Raw genomic sequence first — 19,803 nt, forward strand, 5'->3', positions numbered from 1 at the left:
CGATAAGAAAAAAATGCGGACGGCTCGGGGTTGTTTGAGGTAGCGGCGGGCCAAGCCCAGAGAAGCAGCGAACCTGTCATCAACTTCCAATCAGGAATTAAGCCGCCGAATACTGGCCTCAGCCCTGCCCTCGGTTACCAGGGGCTGGCAGGTTGCTGATTCTGCTGCTTACAGGGATACCAACAAAATCATCAAAGGGAAGATTATCGCGGAACACGATCACTGGCCTTCGTTTACTTGCATCAAGATCAGAAAAGTAAAATTCGCATAACACGAGCGCTCCTTGCTCTACGTCCATACCTCGTCCTCTGCTGGATACTTCCATTCATCAATATTCCCTGCCGCATGGTTTGAAAGCGCACGCAGCTCTGAATCCGAGCCCTCACTCTCTAGCAAAACCACGATTCGTGCATGCGTATTTTTCAAACGGGCGTACCGCTCCGGGATTTTGATTACACCGTCACGAATGTCAGCTTCAAATTCGACAGCGTACATACTTTCCTCCACTGCAAAGGCTTCATCCCCATCATAACAAGTAAACTCCCTCACAGTACCACCCGCTTCACCACAGCCTTCGGGAACGAAAAATTCACCAACAACCCAAGCTCCTTCCCAGTAGCCTTCAGGTAGTTGATCAACTGAGCCTCCGCCGCCAATGGCATTTTTTGTTGGGCTTTGAGTTCGATGATAACGGAATTTCCCACCAACAGATCCAGCCGGTGTTCGGCAATGGGCTCGCCTTTGTAATGGATAACAACCGGCACTTCACACTGCACCGCCAACCCAGCAAGCTCCAATTCCTGAATTAGCGCCTTCTGGTACACCGACTCCAGAAAACCTGCTCCCAGGTGCCGGTACACCTCATACACACAGCCGGTAATACGGTAGCAAAGCTCTTTTTCCTTGAGCATTTTACATCCTTATTTTTAAAGACATTTTTTTGCCACGAAAGAACACGAAAGGGAAAAGCCAAAAGCCGAACACTGTTTTATCCATTTCCGCGTTCTTGCGCGCATTTCGCGGCCAATAACGTCATTTTTTATCTTTCGTCTTTATCTTCAATCTTTTTTTCGTGTTCTTTCGTGGATTTCGTGGCTAAAAAACCTTACATACCCATGTTTATCGAAGTCTTTCAAAGCTCTTTTCCTTGAGCTTTTACATCCTTATTTTAAAGACATTTTTGCCACGAAATCCTCGAAAGAACACGAAAGGGAAAAGCTAAAACCCCAATACTGTTTTATCCATTTTCCGCGTTCTTGCGCGCATTCCGCGGCCAACAACGTCATTTTTTATCTTTCATCTTTATCTTCAATCTTTTTTTCGTGTTCTTTCGTGGATTTCGTGGCTAAAAAAACTGGCTCTTCCCAGATACCTAACAAGGCGCAAACGCCAGCGCTACCTACTATTCCCTTGTCGAAACTGCCACGGAAACCATCTCTGAAGAACACAGAAAGAAAAAGAACTGCAGAAGGCTGGGGTTGTTCGAGGTAGAAAGACTAGCGGATTCCCTTCATCCGCTCCAGAGCCGCCTGCGTGAGGAAGGCAGACCGGGACCTGGCTTCTTTTGAGTGTGTCTGGACGTAAAGGTCAATTTGTCGCAACACCAACCTGGGTACGGTTATATTGATCTTCTCCGCCTTTCCCAGAAAGGGCGTCACGTCTATCTCTACAAAACCCCAGATTGCGCCTTCAAAGTCCGGATTTTGGCGATGTTCAGAAATGGGCCGCGCAGAAGGAATTTCCTCGCCGGATTCCGCCAACAATTCCAGGTGGCCAAGAATGGCCTCCCTTGCATTATCCAGCGCCTCATCCTCGTTATCGCCAGCAGAGAAACAGCCAGGGATATCCGGCACTGTAACGCCAAAGCTTTCACCATCGTCTGTGTGCAGCGCGACTGGATAACGCATAATCACTTCCCCCGACTTTCTGCGACTGTAATCACTTCCACCCAGCCTGTTTCCAAATACTCCGCAGTGTGCCCTTCGGAAGATCAGACTTTGGATGGGGTACAGGGGGCTTTTCATGCAAATCCTTTTGCATTAGTGGTTACTATACCCACAAAATGACAGGCATCAACACTATAACCACGAATAACGCAGCGTTGGCTAGAGCGTAGAGAGGCTCCGCCTACAAACGAAGATCCGCATCACCAAGAGGCAATACCCCTTTGAGGTCAAACAATACGCCTTTCTCTTTCATCAATGTCCGCAGCTGGGCGGCGTTCATTGCGGCGTATTCCCGGTGGGGAACGGCGAGGACGACGGCGTCGTAATGGCCTTCAGAAGGGTTATCAATCAGTTTGAGGCCGTATTCATGTTGCGCCTCGTCGTTATTGGCCCAGCAGTCGGTCACATCCACCTGGCAGCCAAATTCCGCGAGTTCATTGATCACATCCACCACACGAGTATTGCGAAGATCCGGGCAGTTTTCCTTGAAGGTCAGCCCCATAACCAGCACTTTCGCGTTGGCAATGGTCTGGCCTGACTTGATCATGGCCTTGATCAGCTCAGAGGACGCATAAGCTCCCATGTTGTCGTTCACACGACGGCCTGCCAGAATCATTTCCGGGTGATAACCCACCGCCTGGGCCTTGTGGGTCAGATAATAAGGATCCACACCAATACAGTGGCCGCCCACCAGACCAGGTTTGAAAGGAAGGAAGTTCCATTTGGTACCAGCGGCTGCCAGCACTTCGTGGGTATCAATGCCCAGCCTGGAGAAAATCATCGAAAGCTCATTCATAAGCGCGATATTCACATCCCGCTGGGTGTTTTCGATAACCTTGGCAGCTTCTGCCACCTTGATTGAGCTGGCCTTGTGAGTTCCGGCAATAATAATATCCGCATAAAGTGCGTCTACTTCGTCTGCAATAGCAGGCGTTGACCCAGACGTGACCTTTTTGATGGTGGTTACCCGGTGCTCTTTATCACCCGGGTTAATCCGTTCAGGACTGTAGCCGGCAAAAAAGTCCTGGTTGAACTTCAGGCCGGATACTTTTTCAAGAATGGGCACACAGACTTCTTCAGTGGCGCCCGGGTACACCGTCGATTCATAAATAACAATGTCACCCTTTTTAAGCACCCCGCCCACCGACTCACTGGCTTTGACCAGTGGCGTCAAGTCCGGTGTTTTAAAGGCATCAATGGGCGTGGGCACGGTGACTATATAGAACTCACATTCCCGGATCGCATCCAGGGAATCGGTAAATGAAAGCCCTTTCGCAGCAGCGAACTCCTCGCTGGAAACTTCGCGGGTCGCATCCACACCATCGTTCAGTTCACGAATGCGTTTGGCATTGATGTCGAACCCGATAACTTCCCGCTTCTCGGCAAAGGCGACAGCCAGGGGCAGGCCTACGTACCCAAGTCCAATGACAGCAATCTTTTTCATTTAATAGTTTGTCCTTGCAGATGAATTTTGTCAGAGCCACTCAGGGCTGGATTCTTGCGAAACCACACAAGGTCGGCCACGCCACCGGTTGGAGCATAGCCGGTAGGCGCCTCCCGCAGGAGCTCAATGGCACGGAAACAGTCAAAGGCCTGGCTCGCAGTCTTCAGGTTCTCAAGAAGGGTTTCAAGTTCACTCCAGGGCATTGAGGCCTCCCGCGCCATCATGATGCGGGGGTGCATGGTGCCCAGGGGGTCGTCACCAATCAGCAATTCCTCGAACAGCTTCTCGCCCGGCCGCAGGCCCGTATAAGTAATCTCAATGTCACCATCCGGCGTCTCGTCCGTCTTCTCGGAAAGCCCCATCAGGTGGATCATTTTCCGGGCCAGGTCCGCTATCCTGACAGGCTCACCCATATCCAGAACGAACACTTCGCCACCCTCACCCATGCCGCCAGCCTGCAGTACCAGCTGACTGGCCTCGGGAATCGTCATGAAGTAGCGGATGATCTCCGGGTGAGTAACCGTTACCGGACCACCCTCTTTTATCTGATCACGAAACAGCGGCACCACAGAGCCGGAAGACCCCAGCACGTTGCCAAATCGAACCATGCAGAACCGGCTACTCTGCTGACGCTGGGCCAGAGCCTGCAGAATCAGCTCAGCCAGCCGCTTGCTGGCCCCCATCACATTGGTAGGCCGCACCGCCTTGTCGGTGGAAATCAGGACAAACCGCTCAACTCCGGCGGCTATGGCGGCCTCTGCAGCGTGCCAGGTGCCAAAGACATTGTTCTGAATGCCCTCCAGCACATTGTGCTCAACCAGAGGCACATGCTTGTAGGCAGCAGCGTGATACACGGTCTGCACGCCAAAGGTTTTCATCACCGTTTCGCAGCGACGGCGATGGGCAACAGAACCAAGCAGGGGGTATATTTCGACGCCCAGATTCTCAGCACGGTTGATCGACTGCAGCTCCCGCTCAATGGCATAGAGGGAGTATTCGGACTGCTCAAAAAGAACCAGCTGACTGGGCCGGTGCAGCACTATCTGCCGGCAGAGCTCCGAGCCAATGGACCCGCCAGCACCGGTGACCATCACTACCTTGTCGAAAAGACTGGAAGCAACAATGGCGTTGTCCGGCCGGACCGGATCCCGCCCCAGCAGATCTTCGATTTCCAGATCACGGATATCATTGATCCGCGCCTGCCCCGCCATGATTTCGGACATGGAAGGCACAGTCTGAACCGGAATGGCGAGAGGCTCCAGCAAACGAAGAAGCGCCTTACGGTCAACATCCGTATCTGGCTCCAGGGCCAACAGGATGCGTTTTACGCCATGTTTTATGAGACTTTTTTCAACGCGCTCAATGCTGACAACCGGCACACCGTTGATCAGGGACTTGTGGGCAGCCCGGTCGAAGGTGACAAATACGGCAGGCCGGAATTCCGCACCCTGGGACAGCGCCGTCGCCAGTTGCCGGCCGGTTTCTCCAGCGCCGACAATCGCAACGGGTTCCCTGGACTTATGCAGCGGCCGATTAACCAGCATGCGTATGCCAAGCCTGGTGCCGCCCACAAAGATGAATGCCAGCGCACCATAGATAATGGGCACGGAGCGCGGCACAAAGGCCTGAAAAAGATAACCCAGCACAATCAGGATGACGCTGGAGGCGGCCACCCCGTAGATAATCGTCAGGAAAGCCCGGTCGCTCAGGTAACGAATGACAGCCCGGTAGAGCCCCAATTTAACGAAGATGACGATGGTGAAAACAACGGTCAGTGCCGATACCGCCAGCTGATCATGGGCCGGCAGCCAGGAAGGCTCCTCCAGCCTCAGAGCAAAGGCCGCCCACAGGGCAAAGAACAGGAAGAAGCTGTCCGAGGCCACCGAAATCAGGCGTTTCTGGATTCTGGGAAGATTAAAAAATCGTTTAATCATAGTGTCCGTTCGTGAGCCAGTGGCTTACACAGGCCTGGCATTCTCAAAACACAGACTAACAGTCTGATAGTTCAACTCTTTTCCTGGGCTGCACGATTACCGCCCCTGAAATATACCGCCAGGATGATGAGAGGGGTATACGCGATAAACACACCCAGCAATCCGTCCAGCCAGCCCAGGGCAACCAGGCTGGCACAGGGCAACAGCCAGAAAAGATTGATGGCGCCTGCTGCCAGCGTCACCGGCCGATGCCCACCAAGGGTCCGGGCTGCATGCTGATAGGCATGGCTGCGGTGCGCTTCGTAGACCTTTTCACCACGGACCAGCCGCTGAATCAGTGTATAGGTTGCATCAACAACAAACACGCCCAGCAGAACAAGCCAGCTCCAGAACAGCTGGGGCGCGGCCCAGGAGGACCAGATCATCATCCCCCCCAGCATGATGCCTATGAAACCGCTCCCCGCATCACCCATGAAAATCCGGGCTGGGGGAAAGTTCCATACCAGAAAGCCCGCAACTGCCGCGGCCATAATCAGCGGCGCGGCGGCAATGACCGGCTCCCCGACCAGGGCGGCGGCAAGAGCGCCGCCAAGGCAAACGGTAACGGCCTCAACACTGGCAATGCCATCAATCCCATCCATGAAATTATAGAGATTGAGCAGCCAGACCAGCAGAACCGCCCCAAGCATGTGCCCGGCCCAGCCAAGATCCAGGGGTGTTTCCAGGAAAACCAGCGATGGCAGACCGCCCAGCCAGGCCAGCAACCAGGCTGCGCCAGCAAAATGGCCTAGCAGCCGCCAGCGGGCCGCGATATGGCCGTGATCATCAAGAAACCCCAGCAGGGCGACAACAGCCCCGGCGCCAATGAATCCGGTTGCCGATGGCCAGCCAACAAGACCGGCGGCGGCCAGGCAAACCACCCCCAGCAGAAATGCTATTACCACCGACACCCCTCCACCACGAGGGGTGGGAACCGTATGGGAACTACGCTCATTGGGAACATCAATCAGGCTGTGGGTCAGCGCGTAGCGGCGCAACAGCCAGGTAAACAGGCAGGACAGTATGGCGGCAGATGGCAGAAGCCAGACAAGCAAATCCATGGACACATCCATTAAAGGTCATACCGGTTTGTTATCAGACCGGCATCCGTGACGGTTAACATTTTCTGCGCTCCTCCCGAAAGGCATCTGCAGTTTTCCGGAGAGCCTCATCGACTGTCACGGGTGGCTGCCAGTTCAGCAACTCCTTCGTCCGGCCGATATCTACCTGCAGGGAACCGCAAAGCCGTCGTGCCACATCCCGTTTACCCAGCATGGCCGCTCCAGCCTCAAGCAGAGCCAGTGGCACCGGAACCAGGCGCGGAGGCCGATCCAGAGCTCGGGCCATCCTGCGCAGCAGTTCCGTTGTCGAGAGGTCCTCATCATCGCTTACCAGAAATGTCTCACCGGCGGCAGCGGGATGATCGATGCAGGTGATGACAAGATCAACAAGATTGTCCAGCGCAACAAGGCTGCGCCTGTTATCAATGGCCCCCAGGGGCAGAGGTATTCCCCTTTCCAGCCAGCTCATCATGGCGCGGAAATTGGCTTTTACGCCAGGGCCATACACCAGCACAGGGCGGATAATGACCACTTCCAGCCCGGTTTCCGAAGCCAGTGCCCGCAGCTTCTGCTCGGCTTCCAGTTTGGAAATGCCATAAGGGTCTTGGGGGGCGGGGGGGTCCTCTGGAGTAAAGGGCCTGCCAGGTTCTGTCGCTTCGCCATTTACCTTGATCGAACTCAGAAAAATAAAGCGCCGAATACCGGCTTTCGCTGCCTGCCTCGCAAGAGCAAGAGTGCCCTCGACATTGACCCTGCGGAATTCCGCCAGAGGATCAGCAGAGCTGTCGTTCATCACGTGCACCCGGGCGGCGGCGTGAATCAATGTATCCACGCCGGCGAGAGGCAGGGGCTCCGCAAAATTACCATCGGGTCCGATTTCAGCCTGCTGCACCTGCGCCGGCAGGTCGCCGCTTCTGCTTCGCACCAGCGCCAGAATATGCCCCGCGCTGGTTTCCTGGGCAAGACGGCGAACCAGAGCGGAACCCACAAAGCCCGTGGCGCCGGAGATCGCCAGTTTTTTTGCCGGTTTCATGGGCCAGACTCCAGCTTCCGGTAGATGGTCAGATGCTGATCAACGATGGCTTCAATGCCAAACTCCTGCTCAGCCAGTTCGCGGCCAGCCCGGCCCATCCGCTCCCGAAGCTCCGGATCCGTCACCAGCTTTTCTATTGCATCTGCAAGGGACACCGGGTCCCGCAACGTCACCAGAAGGCCGGAAACTCCCGGCTCAATGGCGTCCCTGCAACCCGGCACATCAGTGGTCACAACCGGCCGGCCGCAGGCTGCCGCCTCCACAAGCACTTTTGGCAACCCCTCCCGGTAAGACGGGAGAACCACCACATGAGCCTGGGAAAAAAGATGCGCAATGTCCTTCCTGTGGCCCAGAAGCTCAACCACGCCCGCCTTGCGCCAGGAATCAACCTCTTCCTGGCTCACCGTGGCGGGGTTGTCCGCATCCACATTGCCAATCAGCTGAAAATGGGCGTCTATCCCACGGGACTTCAGTATCCGGGCGGCCTCGACGAACTCCACAACCCCCTTGTCACGCAGCAGCCGCGAGGCCTGGCAGACCACCGGGGGTGTCTGCGGTTCGGGCTCCCGGGAATAGCGTGAGAGATCCACACCGGAGCCACGGATCATCTCCACTTTGGAGGGTGCAACGGCTTTTAATTTGAGAAAAAGATCCCGGTCCGAGCTGTTCTGGAAGATGACCCGAAGATTTTTCTTGCCCAGAGCCAGGCGATAGAGAAGGCCCACCAGTTTGCGCAGGACTGTGGCTCTGAATCCGGTGGATACAAAGATGAAACCCAGCCCTGATATGGCAGCCACGACCCCGCCCACAGGGGCCAGACGTGCTGCCATTCCGCCGTAGAGCACCGGCTTGATAGTTACCAGGTGAAGCAGATCGGGTTTCACTTTCCAGAACAGCCGCCAGAGCACAAACATCAGCCGGATTTCTGCCAGAACGCCCCTGCCACTGCGGGACAGGGGAATCTCCGTATGCCGGAAGCCCAGGCTGCGAATATGATCCACACCCGGGCCCGGCTGGGTGGCTATTTCAACATCATAGCCTGCATCCCGGGCACCCTCGGCCACCGCCAGTCGGTGCGAAATGAAGAAGGCCGGCTGGTTTACCACCATCAGCAGCTTCCTGCTCATCCCTGCTCACTCAGCCACGCCTGAAACATCAAGACGTCCCACAGATGGTAATGCCAGCGCCTTTCCCCGGACACATGCTCTTTCCACATCTGGCGGATGGGAGCAGGATCAAAAAAGCCCTCCTGGGCCAGGCGGGACTCACTCAGCAGATCCTCCGCCCATTCTCTGAGCGGCCCCCGCAGCCAGTGCTCAACAGGAACGCCAAAGCCCATCTTTGGCCGCTCCATCAGTTCCCGCGGCACGTAGCGATAAAGTACCTGTTTCAGCAGCCACTTGCCCTGGCCATCACGGAACTTGTACTCGGTGGGCAGCCGCCAGGCGAATTCCACTACCCGGTGATCCAGCAGCGGCACCCTGGCTTCCAGGCTCACGGCCATGCTCGCGCGGTCAACCTTAGTGAGTATGTCCCCGGGCAGGTAAGTCATCATGTCCAGATACATCATCCGCTCACGCAGACCGGGCAGATCAGGCAGACGGTCAGGCTGGCTCAGAAGCGTAGCCGGCTCGTTCGCACTCAGCACCAGCTTTCCCGGATTTTTGGCATGGGAAACCAGCTCACGATAAAACGCCTCGCCACTTGGGTGGGCCAGAAGCTCAGCCAGCTTGGGCAGACGGTCGGCAAAATTGCTGATTCGCATCCGCTCCGGGAGCATGCCCATCATCCGCTCAAGGGAACGGGCCGGAGCCCGGCCCGCCACAGCACTCATCAGCTGGCGAACGGGCATGGGCACCCGGCTGAGGGCGCCCCAGATCCGGTTTGCCTTGAAATACCGGTCATAACCATAAAACAGTTCGTCACCACCATCCCCGGAAAGGCTGACAGTCACATGCCTGCGGGCAAGCTGGCTGACCAGAAACGTGGGAATCTGGGAGGAGTCTGAAAAAGGCTCGTCATACATGGAAGGGAGCTTTGGGATCACTGCCATGGCATCTTCGGGCGTCACGTAAAGCTCGGTATGATCCGTTGCCAGATGATCCGCCACGGCCCGCGCATGGGTGGCCTCGTTGTACCCCTCTTCATGGAAACCGATGGTGAAGGTTTTGACAGGCCGGCTGCTCTGGGCCTGCATCATGGCAGCAACCGTGGTGGAATCGTAACCGCCGGAAAGAAAGGCCCCCAAAGGCACATCAGCTGCCATGCGCCGTCCCACTGCGTCCCGCAGGAGCTGATCCAGCTCCTCCTCGAGAGCTTCCGGCTCCCCACTGGCAGACGCTGCGCCTTTTTCGGCGACCTCGGCGAGATCCCAGTAACAGCGCGGGTCGCCTATGTCCCGGCCACTGTTCCGGATGACCACGTAATGCGCTGGCAGCAGCTTCGCCATACCCCGGTAGATACTCCAGGGCGCAGGCACGTAATTGTGACGCATGTAGAGCGAGAGGGCATCCCGGTCAATTTCGCCCTTCCATTGCGGATGCACCCTCAGTGCCTTCAGCTCGGAGCCGAACAGAAAAACCTCGCCGGAGCGCCCATAGTAAAGCGGTTTCTCCCCCATGCGGTCCCGGGCCAGAAACAGCTCCTGCTCCCGGGTATCCCAGAGGGCAAAGGCAAACATGCCGTTCAGCTGTTTCAGGGTCTTTTCGATGCCCCAGTGCCTGAGTGCGGCCAGAAGGGTTTCCGTATCGGAGTGGCCCCGCCACTCAAATCCGCCACCCTCGCTGTCCAGATCCCGCCTCAGATCTTCGTGGTTGTAGATCTCGCCATTATAAATGAGCACGTAGCGGCCGCAGGGTGAATGCATGGGCTGATGCCCGGCCGGAGAAAGATCAAGAATTGCCAGCCGTCGGTGAGACAGCGCCAGACCTGCCGCCTCATCAACCCACGCACCGGCATCATCAGGACCGCGGGATTCGATCGCTATGCCCATCCGGGTGGCAATTTCAAGGCTGTGAGCCAGATGACTCTGCCAGAATCCGGCAATTCCACACATTGAGCTGGCTCCTAAGGTCTGGGACCTGCCGGGCGTTTCCTGCCGGCCAGATCTTCATACAGATTGATATATTGTGATACCACCGCATCCCTCCCGTACCGGGCAGCCACCCTGGACCTTGCCGCTTCGCCCAGCGCCTGGCGTTCAGCCGTTGGCTTTGCCAGAAGCTGCTGAAGGCCCCAAAACAGGGCCTCTTCATCCGAGGGAGGCACAACCACGCCGGTATCTCCGACGATATCCGCGCTGTCTCCAACATCCGTTGCAACACAGGGCACGCCCGCGGCCATGGCCTCCCCGAGAACATTGGGAAACGCTTCCGACCAGGAGCTCTGACAAAACACATCCATGGCACGCATCAGGTCCGGAACATCCCGGCGCTCGCCCAGCAGATGGAATCTGGCTTTCAGCTCCGCCGGTATCAGCGACGCGAGGCTGGCGGTGTCATCACTGACCCCGAGCCCACTCATGATAACGTGAGCGTCCCGCGCCTCTTGTTTCAGGAGCCTCACCGCCGCCCGGAGGAATCCCGGGTGATCCTTCAGGGGGTGCAGGCGCCCTACGTGGCCGATAACAGGCGCATCCCGTGGAATCTCCAGTTCCTGCCGAATGGCATCTCCGCGCTCAACAGAGGGTGCCAGCCGGTCCAGATCAAAACCGTTGGGAATCACCTGCCCCTGCTTTGCCGAGAAACCAAAGGCTTCATGCTGCCTGCGGGAGGTTTCACTGTTGTAGAGAATCACATCCGGCCTGCGGGAAAGCAGGGCATTGGCCCGGATCACATGGCGTGTCATGGGTTTTTCACCCGTCATGCCGTAAAGACTGTGGCGAACATTCCACGCCAGCGCTGGTGAACTGGCCGCCATTAGCCGCCCAACAGACGCGGCGAGATTGCCATGGTACATCCAGCCCTGAAGGACATCCGGCTTCACCTCCCGGATGACCCTTGCCAGACCGGATATCACCCTCAGGGTTGGCAGCCCCCTTCTCATATGGAGTGCATACACCGGCACACCAAGAGCCCGGATGCGGCTGCCGTATGTCCCCTCATCGGTCAGTGAAAGGACATGACAACTCATGGCGTCCGCAAGACCACCTTCGAGGGTGGAGAACAGTGCCCGTTCCGCACCGCCCGTTCCCAGGCCAGTTATTACATGCAGAATACTCATTCCGCGCCCAGCCCCATTACGTCATTCCACTGTCGGGCCACCCTTTCAATTGCAAAATGCTCCCGGACATCGACAGCTTCAGCGGCCATGGACTCCCGCAATTCAGGATCCGCCATCAGCGATGACAACGCTTTTGCCAGGCCGGCAGCGCCGGTTTCAGGCGGCACAAGCAAGCCGTCCCTGCCGGGAGTGATGATATCCGCCGGGCCGGTCGCGCAATCCATGCTGACTGCGGCCACCCCGTGGGCCATGGCCTCCACCAGGGTGTTGGGAAAGCCCTCAAAATGGGAACTCAGCACATAAACATCGGCGCGATCATACCAGTCGCCCAGGTTCCCTGCCCTTCCTGGCAGGTGGACACGGCCAGCGAGACCGAGATCGGTGATCTGCTTTTCAAGGGCAGCCCGCTCGGGCCCTTCTCCGAGGATAGCCAGATCCCACGCCGGATATTCTCTGGCCACCCGTTGAAACGCATCCAGCAAACGGTCAAAACCCTTTTCCGGCCCCAGCCGGCCAACCGCCAGCAGTAGCGAACGGTCTTCTCCAACCAGCGTTTCGGGAGAAAGCCGCGGCTCACCTGCTGGCAGGGGAAACACCACCGGATTCGGAATCACCTCAATACGGGCTCCCGGACAGTTCGCCGTAACCCATTCTCCGACGAGGCTGGTCTGCACTACCACGCTGCTGGCTCGCCGATATAACAGGCGCCTTCCGAAGGTCCAGAATCTGCTGAGCTGGAACAGCGCAGGGTTGGTGCGCTCGGACACCACAACAGGAAAAGACAGACCACTTGCAGCAATGAGGGCGGCCACGTTCACATGGGTGAGAAAAGAAACCACCGCATCAGGCTGGAACTCCCACATCACAAGACGCAGAGCGAGCAACCTGCGGACACCATTCCAGCGGGCCTTCGACTTACTGCCAACTCTGTCCGCCAGATACTCGAGGCGCACCCGTTCATCCAGCGGATAGAGGCACTCACCCCGGCCGGAAAATGTCGGCATGAGGACAACCTGGTGGCCTGCTTCCACCCAGTAATTGCACAGCAGGGCAGCGACGCGCTCGGCGCCGCCACCCTGCATGGAACTGACAAGAAAGAGGATTTTCTTACTTTGGGCCATCGGCTGCCACTTGTCTGAAAAGGTTCTCCCACATGTCGGCAATCCGTTGCGGCGCAAAGCGCTGGGCAGCTTCCGTCGCGCGTTGGCCATACTCTTTGCGCAGGTCTTCATCTGCCATCAGCGACGCCAGGGCATCAACCAGCGCCCCCTGATCATTCTGGGGCACCAGCAGCCCATCCACCCCGTGGCGGATGATATCCCGCGGCCCCGTGTCGCAATCCACACTAACCGCGGGAAGACCATAGGAAAGTGCTTCGGCCAGAGTATTGGGAAAGCCTTCAAAACGGGAAGTCATCACGAAGAGGTCAGCAGCCCGATACCAGTCCGCCACATTGCCAACTGCACCAGGGAGTCTGATACGGCCTGTCAGACCAAGATCCAAAATATTTTTCTCAAGTGCCTGACGGTCTGCACCCTCACCGACTATATAAAGCTGCCATTCGGGAAAGTCAGGAGCCAGTTCCGAAAAGGCTGCAAGCAGGCGCTCATAACCTTTCTGGGGCGCAAGGCGGCCCACCGCAAGCAGAGAGCGCTGTGCCCTGGGGGGCGCCAACCGCGGTTCGTGAGATTCCAATGGGTAAGTCACCGGATTCGGAATCACCCGAACGTTTCGTGCACCGGCATGATCCCGAAGCCACTGGGCACTCTGTTCAGTCTGGGCAACAACCGCCTGAAGGTGGGGGTAGGCAAACCTCCGAAGACGCTCCCACACTCTCCCCAGGGGAAGCGCAGGAGGGTGAATGCGCTCCGAGCCAATCGCTGGCACACCCGTTTTTTGAGCAGCCAGAGAGACGAGAATACTGGCCGTGCTCATCATCCCCAGAACAACATCCGGCTGCTCCCGCCGAATCAACGACCGCAAATGGCGGACCCGCTGAAAATTATGACGCAAAGCATGCCAGACACTGGTACTGGGCTGATCAAGCCCCAGAGCCACCCGTCTGACACCCGAATCCAGGGAATAAAAATCTTTCTCCAGTGCGGCGATGGTCACGATGGTTATGGACCATCCTTGTTTCGCCCAGTAATTAGCCAGGCTGGAAGTAACACGCTCCGCTCCGCCGGAAGAAAGGGAGTGGACCAGAATAAATAACTTCAACCGAGACAGGCCTCAAAATAGAAATTCTGGTTGCTGCCTTTTATGTCCGCTGCTGCCTGGACTCCAGTGGCCGCTGCCAGGAGTTTACCTTTCCAGTTAAGCTGCTGATAGTCGTGCAGGGCTACACGTTTTACGTCCACCTGACCGAAAACACTGCCAAGCACAGAAACCAGACGCTCCTTTGAGAAGCTCTGAACATGGCCCCATCGATGGAACTTTTCGGCACAGTGCGGGCAAACGACAAGACTGTCAGCCAGATTTTCATCTGCCGGAACAGTGCCAATAAAACGCCCGGCAGGACGTAACACTCTCATGACCTCGTTGAGTGTCAACCTGAGCGTTTCGTCATCAAGATGCTCAAGCACCTCAGACATGATCAGCACATCAAAGGAATCATCTGGAAAAGGAATGGCCTGGGAGTATCCAGCCTGCGCATTCTCGCCCAGATTCAGCTCCTCCCGGAGACGCTCAATCGCAGTTTTGCTGGGATCCAGACAACTGACCTTTGCACCCTTCTGGATAAGCAGCCTTTCCAGTGTCCCATTACCAACACCTATGTTCAGCACCTGTGCGCCAGCCGGAACCTGTTTTGCCAGATAACTGTATCTGCCACCACTTGGCCAGCAACCGCCGACCAGAGAAGCATCATTCTGATAGGCTTCCCAGATTTTATCCTGTTCCATTCTTTACTCTCTCATCTTTCATCAAAAGGGCACGGGCAGCCAAAAGCCCTGATGCCAGATAAACACCAGCGGTTGCCAACAACAAGCCTGGAAGCCCCATCGCGGGAACCAGGGCTGACGCCAACCCAAGTTTGACCGCCAGGTTGGCCGCCGCAATCGCAGCCACTGCTCCGTAACGCCCCTGACTCAAAAGGGCATACACCAGAATCATTGAGGCAAAATAAAAGGGTACCTGAACAACAGCATAACCCAGAAGCCCGGACACCCGGAGGGTATCGCCGCTGCTGAACTGCCCGCGCTCATACAGGAGTTCAACGATATGCGGAGAAAGCCAGAATGTTACAAGCGCTATCCCAAGACCTGCCCCAAATAACAGGATGGCCCATTGAATAGCCGTGCGCTCAATACCGGCACGGCCCTCCGCATGAGTGCGGGACAACACCGGCAGGGCGGCGCGGCCAATGGCAATGGTGCCAAGACCAAGAATGAGGCTCAGAATGCGCGTGGAATAGCCCAGGGTTGAAAGCGCACCGGTGCCAAGCCTGGCAGCAAAAAACTGATCAATAATGTCCACCAGGCTCATCAGCCCCTGGCCAACCAGCATCAACCCGAAGCCAGCAAAGAATGGACGCCAGTGTCGGGAACGGAAAACGAAGACCGGCGCCTCCGCCTCACCTCGGAGCGCCAGCGGCACGAACAGCAGTAAAACCTGCACGAAAAAACCGATCAGGGTCCCCCAGATCAGCGGTGCTGTGCCGCCCATGAAGAGAACGGCCACCAGAATGGCCAGCGCCGGAGCGCCCTCAAGGAGGGTATTGAGGTGCCGGTTGGCCGCCATCGTCCAGGCCGCCAGCAGCCGGGCAATCATGGCCAGAGGCAAAACCCAGGCAAGCCAGGTGGCCATCTCGCCTGCCAGAGCAGCCTGCCCCTGGTTGAGGCCCACCCAGGGCTGCTGCACAAACCAGGGAAGAAACAGCCAGGCACCGATGCCAAGCCCCAGGGCAACCAGCAGAGTGCCGCCCAGCAGCTCGCTGCGAAAGCGGGGAGTATCCTGCGGCGCCTCCTGGCGCAAACGGGCAGCAAGGGGAACCAGCACAGCGCCGATCACACCGGCAAGGATGCCAATAGGCCACTGAACCAGATTGAAAACAAAAAGGTAGGCATCGACCGTTTCGCTGACGCCATAACGCCAGGCCACAGCCATCTCTTTCGCGGCGCCGGCAAACTTCCCCACAAGAACGAAAAAACCGACCAGCAGCAGACCACGGGCGAGCTGCTTGTGGTCACTGCCAAGGCCGGCAAGACGGGCTTGCAACCTTTTGGGAAACAGATTCAGGATCCGCCGTTCAGGCGTGGGCATCAAGCAGTCAACTCACGGAGACAGTGAAGAGAGATTTTGGGAATACGCAGTAAAGCCTACGACAAAAAATCGATATACCAGGGCATGGCCTTCTCAATACCCTGACTGATATTGAACTGCGGCTCATAGCCCAGCAGTTCTCTGGCTTTTGACACATCCGCCTGGGAATGCCGCACATCACCGGGACGGAAATCACGATAGACCGGCTGTTTGCTGTAGCTGACACCGTTGCGGTTAAGGTGTTCTGAAATGGCCTCAAACAGGTCATTCAGCGTGGTTCTGTCTCCCACCGCCACGTTGTACACCTGGTTTCTGGCTTCTTCGTCCGCAGTCGCTGCCAGAAGATTCGCCTGCACGGCGTTTTCAATGAAGCAGAAGTCCCGGCTGGTCTCGCCATCGCCGTTGATGAAGACATCCTCACCCTTGATCATGGACGCAGTCCACTTGGGGATTACCGCCGCATAAGCCCCATCCGGATCCTGGCGCTTGCCGAACACATTGAAATAGCGCAGGCCAACGGTGTTGAAGCCATAACTGCGGGCAAACACATCGGCATAAAGCTCGTTTACGTACTTGGTCACCGCGTAGGGAGAAAGCGGCTTGCCGATCACATCCTCAACCTTGGGCAGGCCGGGATGGTCGCCATAGGTGGAACTGCTGGCGGCGTAGGTGAAGCTCTTTACCGAGGCATCCCGCGCTGCAACCAGCATGTTCAGAAAACCATCTATATTGGCCCCGTTGGTGGTGATGGGATCATTCAGACTGCGGGGCACCGAGCCAAGGGCCGCCTGGTGAAGCACATAATCCACGCCTTCGCAGGCACCGCGGCAGTCATCCAGATTGCGGATATCTCCCTCAATGAACCCGAAGCGGGCCCACTGCTGCTCACTGACCAGCCCCTCCACTTCATCCAGATTGCGCTGGTGCCCGGTGGCAAAGTTGTCCAAGCCGACAACGGTCTGATCCAGCTTCAGGAGGGTTTCAAGCAGATTGGAGCCAATGAAGCCGGCGACGCCGGTGATCAGCCAGGTTTTGGGAGATTCGGGGAGTTTCTGGAGGAGCTGTTCGTATTTAGTCATAAAACCTTTAGCCGCGGAATTCACATAGAGGTACTGAAAACTGATTCAGGAAAAGACAATACAGGCTCCTCACTAAAAACCAAAGCTGCTCCCGGGCCGGGGCACCTGTTCACTTAGGGCGTGCGATAGCTTCCTGATGTTATTTTTCCGTGCCCTTCCGTGCAGTTCCGTGGCAAAACCCTTCACTGAACCGCCTGACGCCGAAACAGAACCAGAACCCGCCAGGCATGGCTAAGCATCCAGTCATAGCAGGCAAACACGGCAAGGAACCCGGCAAACATGATCCACTCCGGCACCTGGAGCCACTCCCCCACAAGACCAACGCCGGCGCACAAAAGAGCGACTACAGTAATGACCATCAGCGCCTGGCGGTCCGTAAAGCCGGCACGCAGGAAAATGTGATGCAGATGCTCCCTGTCCGGAACCATGACCGACTGCCCTTTCCGGGCCCGCCTTACCATGATGGCCACCATATCAATCAGAGGAACCGCAATAATCCAGAGCGCCGTGACGGGACGAAAGGCAGCCTCGCCCTCCTGGGTACCATTGACCAGCAGCCAGACCACGGAAAAGCCGATAAACATGGAGCCGGCATCGCCCATGAAAATCTTCTGGCGGAAGGGAGGAACCCGCATATTCACCAGGAGATAGGGAATCAGAGCGGCAACAATCCCGACGGATAGTGCGGCTTCCGCCGTGAAGCCGGGGGAGGCCAGAAACAGGATTGCAAGTGACAGCAGAGTGACGGTGCTAAGGCTGCCCGCCAGACCATCAATGCCATCAATCATGTTGAACGCATTGGTCGCACCGATAATCGCCGCTATGGTTACCAGCGGACCAAGCCATCCCAGAGGGATGGAACCAAAACCCAGAAGGTTCCCAAAACTGTCCAGCCAGATTCCGGACCCATAGACGAGAAAAGCCCCCAGCGTGACCTGCGCCCACAGCCTGAACTTCGCCGGGATGTCCCTCGCATCATCTATAGCCCCCAGCAGAACCAGCAGCAACGAGCACATCAGAAAAATGCCATAGCCACCGGAAAAAGGCATGGCGATGAGCCAGGCAGCAAACAGCCCCGTGAACACACTCAGCCCCCCGACAAGCGGTATAGCCCCCGAATGTGTCTTGCGGTGGTCCGGATGATCCAGAAGACCGACACGATGGGCGAAGGGCTTGAATAGAAAAAGGGAGAAAAGTGCTATCAGGCCGGATAGCAATCCGGTGGCACTTGCCGCGTCCATGTGATGTGAACCTCGTGTAAAAATAAAAATTGGCGTGAAATTTACTCTTTTTCAATCAACAAAGATAGCGAACTTTCAGGCCTCCCCCAAGACCCCCATGCGGCAGGCTGGAGCCGGCGAAGGCCTCCCAGGGGTTCATCTCGATTCAGTGACCATTCACTTCTGTTGGGCAAAGGCGTGCCGCTGGGGAAAATAATGCTCCGTGGCGGCTGGAGCACCAAGAGCACGAGCCTAAGATCTCTCAGTTCATGATCGGGGCGAACATAGAAGCTTACGAAGAACATGAGGGGCTTAAAGCCGAAGATCCGCCTCGCCAAGCGGCAGCACGCCCTTCAGGTCAAATAGCACCCCATTAGCACTCAGAAGCCGGCGCAGGTCCGCAGCGCTCATAGCAGCATATTCCCGGTGAGGCACAGCCAGCACCACTGCCTCGTAGTGCTCCGGAACAAGTTCGTCCACCAGAGAGATGTCATATTCACGCACGGCTTCGGCTTTATCGGCCCAAGAGTCGGTCACGTCAACATGGCAGCCGAAGTCCTGCAACTCCCTGACCACGTCAATAACCCGTGTATTGCGAAGGTCCGGGCAGTTCTCCTTGAAGGTCAACCCCATCACCAGCACCCGCGCATTTGCTACGGCATGGCCGGCCTTGACCATCCGCTTCACCAACTCGGCAACCACATAGGGTCCCATCCCGTCATTTACCCGACGGCCCGCCAGAATAATCTCCGGATGGTAGCCAATGGCTTGCGCCTTGTGAGTCAGGTAATAGGGGTCCACGCCAATACAATGCCCGCCCACCAGGCCCGGTTTGAACGGCAGGAAATTCCACTTGGTGCCTGCAGCGGCCAGTACCTCGTGTGTATCAATTCCAAGACGGGAAAAATCATGGCCAGCTCGTTCATCAGGGCGATATTCAGATCGCGCTGGGTGTTCTCAATGACCTTGGCAGCCTCCGCGACCCTGATGGAACTGGCCTTGTGTGTACCCGCGGTAACAATATCCGCATACAGGGCGTCCACTTCATCAGCGACCTCCGGGGTGGAGCCGGAAGTCACCTTTACAATGGTGGTTACGCGGTGCTCCTTGTCCCCCGGGCCGGATTGATGCGCTCCGGGCTGTAACCGGCGTAGAACTCCTGGTTGAAAGCCAGGCTAGATACCCGCCCCAGCACCGGCACACAGACTTCTTCAGTGGCGCCGGGGTAAACGGTGGACTCATAGATAACAATATCCCCGGCCTTGAGTACCTTACCCACTGTCTCGCTGGCCCTAACCAAGGGGGTAAGATCCGGCGTGTTGAACTCATCAATGGGCGTAGGCACCGTGACAATGAACACCGAACAATCCGCCAGATCTTCCAGATTGTCTGTAAACGACAGGTGGCTGGCCGCAGCCAGCTCCTGCGACGTTAACTCCCGGGTGGTGTCGATGCCTTCCCGCAGATCGCCTATCCGTTTGGAATTGATATCAAACCCCACGACCGGCCGCTTTTCACCAAAAGCGGCTGCAAGTGGCAAACCGACATACCCAAGGCCGACTA

The 19,803-nt window shown here is 56.9% G+C and carries 17 protein-coding genes and 1 pseudogene; all 18 read right to left on the minus strand.

The annotated features are described in order from the left end of the window. Positions 1-288: 288 nt before the first annotated feature. The 18 genes and pseudogenes from LG327_RS16905 to LG327_RS16990 all read right to left on the minus strand — a co-directional run bounded on the left by LG327_RS16905 (position 289) and on the right by LG327_RS16990 (position 19,780). Positions 289-495: a hypothetical protein gene (locus tag LG327_RS16905; protein ID WP_404363704.1), complete on the minus strand. Its 207-nt coding sequence runs from the start codon at positions 493-495 to the stop codon at positions 289-291. Positions 496-545: 50 nt separating this feature from the next. Continuing rightward, positions 546-911: a GxxExxY protein gene (locus LG327_RS16910; protein WP_404363705.1), complete on the minus strand. Its 366-nt coding sequence runs from the start codon at positions 909-911 to the stop codon at positions 546-548. A gap of 585 nt (positions 912-1,496) precedes the next feature. Next, complete coding sequence (locus tag LG327_RS16915) at positions 1,497-1,907, minus strand: type II toxin-antitoxin system HicB family antitoxin (protein WP_404363707.1); 411 nt, start codon at positions 1,905-1,907, stop codon at positions 1,497-1,499. A 31-nt stretch (positions 1,908-1,938) separates the two neighbouring features. Further along, positions 1,939-2,040: a type II toxin-antitoxin system HicA family toxin gene (locus LG327_RS16920; protein WP_404363709.1), complete on the minus strand. Its 102-nt coding sequence runs from the start codon at positions 2,038-2,040 to the stop codon at positions 1,939-1,941. Positions 2,041-2,127: 87 nt separating this feature from the next. Continuing rightward, positions 2,128-3,390: a Vi polysaccharide biosynthesis UDP-N-acetylglucosamine C-6 dehydrogenase TviB gene (gene tviB, locus LG327_RS16925; protein ID WP_404363711.1), complete on the minus strand. Its 1,263-nt coding sequence runs from the start codon at positions 3,388-3,390 to the stop codon at positions 2,128-2,130. Beyond that, complete coding sequence (locus LG327_RS16930) at positions 3,387-5,324, minus strand: polysaccharide biosynthesis protein (RefSeq protein ID WP_404363712.1); 1,938 nt, start codon at positions 5,322-5,324, stop codon at positions 3,387-3,389. The genes tviB and LG327_RS16930 overlap by 4 nt, the downstream gene beginning before the upstream one ends. A gap of 71 nt (positions 5,325-5,395) precedes the next feature. After that, positions 5,396-6,424, minus strand: a complete 1,029-nt coding sequence (locus tag LG327_RS16935) for a glycosyltransferase family 4 protein (protein WP_404363714.1) — start codon at positions 6,422-6,424, stop codon at positions 5,396-5,398. A gap of 55 nt (positions 6,425-6,479) precedes the next feature. Further along, a complete protein-coding gene (locus LG327_RS16940) occupies positions 6,480-7,457 on the minus strand; it encodes a UDP-glucose 4-epimerase family protein (RefSeq protein WP_404363716.1) in 978 nt (325 codons plus the stop codon). Then, positions 7,454-8,584, minus strand: a complete 1,131-nt coding sequence (locus tag LG327_RS16945) for a glycosyltransferase family 4 protein (protein WP_404363718.1) — start codon at positions 8,582-8,584, stop codon at positions 7,454-7,456. Before LG327_RS16945 ends, LG327_RS16940 begins: the two co-directional genes overlap by 4 nt. Further along, positions 8,581-10,512 carry an asparagine synthase (glutamine-hydrolyzing) gene (asnB, locus tag LG327_RS16950; RefSeq protein ID WP_404363719.1) on the minus strand — a complete coding sequence of 644 codons (1,932 nt, stop codon included), beginning with the start codon at positions 10,510-10,512 and terminating at the stop codon, positions 8,581-8,583. The genes LG327_RS16945 and asnB overlap by 4 nt, the downstream gene beginning before the upstream one ends. A gap of 11 nt (positions 10,513-10,523) precedes the next feature. Continuing rightward, the gene (locus LG327_RS16955) at positions 10,524-11,678 is read right to left on the minus strand and encodes a glycosyltransferase (protein WP_404363721.1); all 1,155 of its coding nucleotides are present in this window, start codon (positions 11,676-11,678) and stop codon (positions 10,524-10,526) included. Continuing rightward, positions 11,675-12,799, minus strand: coding sequence for a glycosyltransferase family 4 protein (locus tag LG327_RS16960; protein WP_404363723.1), 1,125 nt, complete (start codon positions 12,797-12,799; stop codon positions 11,675-11,677). Before LG327_RS16960 ends, LG327_RS16955 begins: the two co-directional genes overlap by 4 nt. Then, positions 12,786-13,898: a glycosyltransferase family 4 protein gene (locus LG327_RS16965; protein WP_404363724.1), complete on the minus strand. Its 1,113-nt coding sequence runs from the start codon at positions 13,896-13,898 to the stop codon at positions 12,786-12,788. The genes LG327_RS16960 and LG327_RS16965 overlap by 14 nt, the downstream gene beginning before the upstream one ends. Then, on the minus strand, positions 13,895-14,581 hold the full coding sequence (locus LG327_RS16970) for a class I SAM-dependent methyltransferase (RefSeq protein ID WP_404363726.1): 687 nt from the start codon (positions 14,579-14,581) through the stop codon (positions 13,895-13,897). The genes LG327_RS16965 and LG327_RS16970 overlap by 4 nt, the downstream gene beginning before the upstream one ends. Then, positions 14,568-15,941 (minus strand): murein biosynthesis integral membrane protein MurJ, encoded by a 1,374-nt coding sequence (gene murJ, locus LG327_RS16975; RefSeq protein WP_404363728.1) that lies wholly within the window; start codon positions 15,939-15,941, stop codon positions 14,568-14,570. Before murJ ends, LG327_RS16970 begins: the two co-directional genes overlap by 14 nt. A 56-nt stretch (positions 15,942-15,997) precedes the next feature. Then, on the minus strand, positions 15,998-17,020 hold the full coding sequence (locus LG327_RS16980; protein WP_404363729.1) for an NAD-dependent epimerase/dehydratase family protein: 1,023 nt from the start codon (positions 17,018-17,020) through the stop codon (positions 15,998-16,000). 182 nt (positions 17,021-17,202) lie between these two features. Beyond that, a complete protein-coding gene (gene wecA / locus LG327_RS16985) occupies positions 17,203-18,261 on the minus strand; it encodes a UDP-N-acetylglucosamine--undecaprenyl-phosphate N-acetylglucosaminephosphotransferase (protein WP_404363731.1) in 1,059 nt (352 codons plus the stop codon). A 291-nt stretch (positions 18,262-18,552) separates the two neighbouring features. Next, a pseudogene (locus LG327_RS16990) lies at positions 18,553-19,780 on the minus strand (nucleotide sugar dehydrogenase). Positions 19,781-19,803: the final 23 nt, after the last annotated feature.

The sequence above is a fragment of the Marinobacter sp. genome (genome assembly GCF_044799475.1).
Classification (GTDB): Bacteria; Pseudomonadota; Gammaproteobacteria; order Pseudomonadales; family Oleiphilaceae; genus Marinobacter.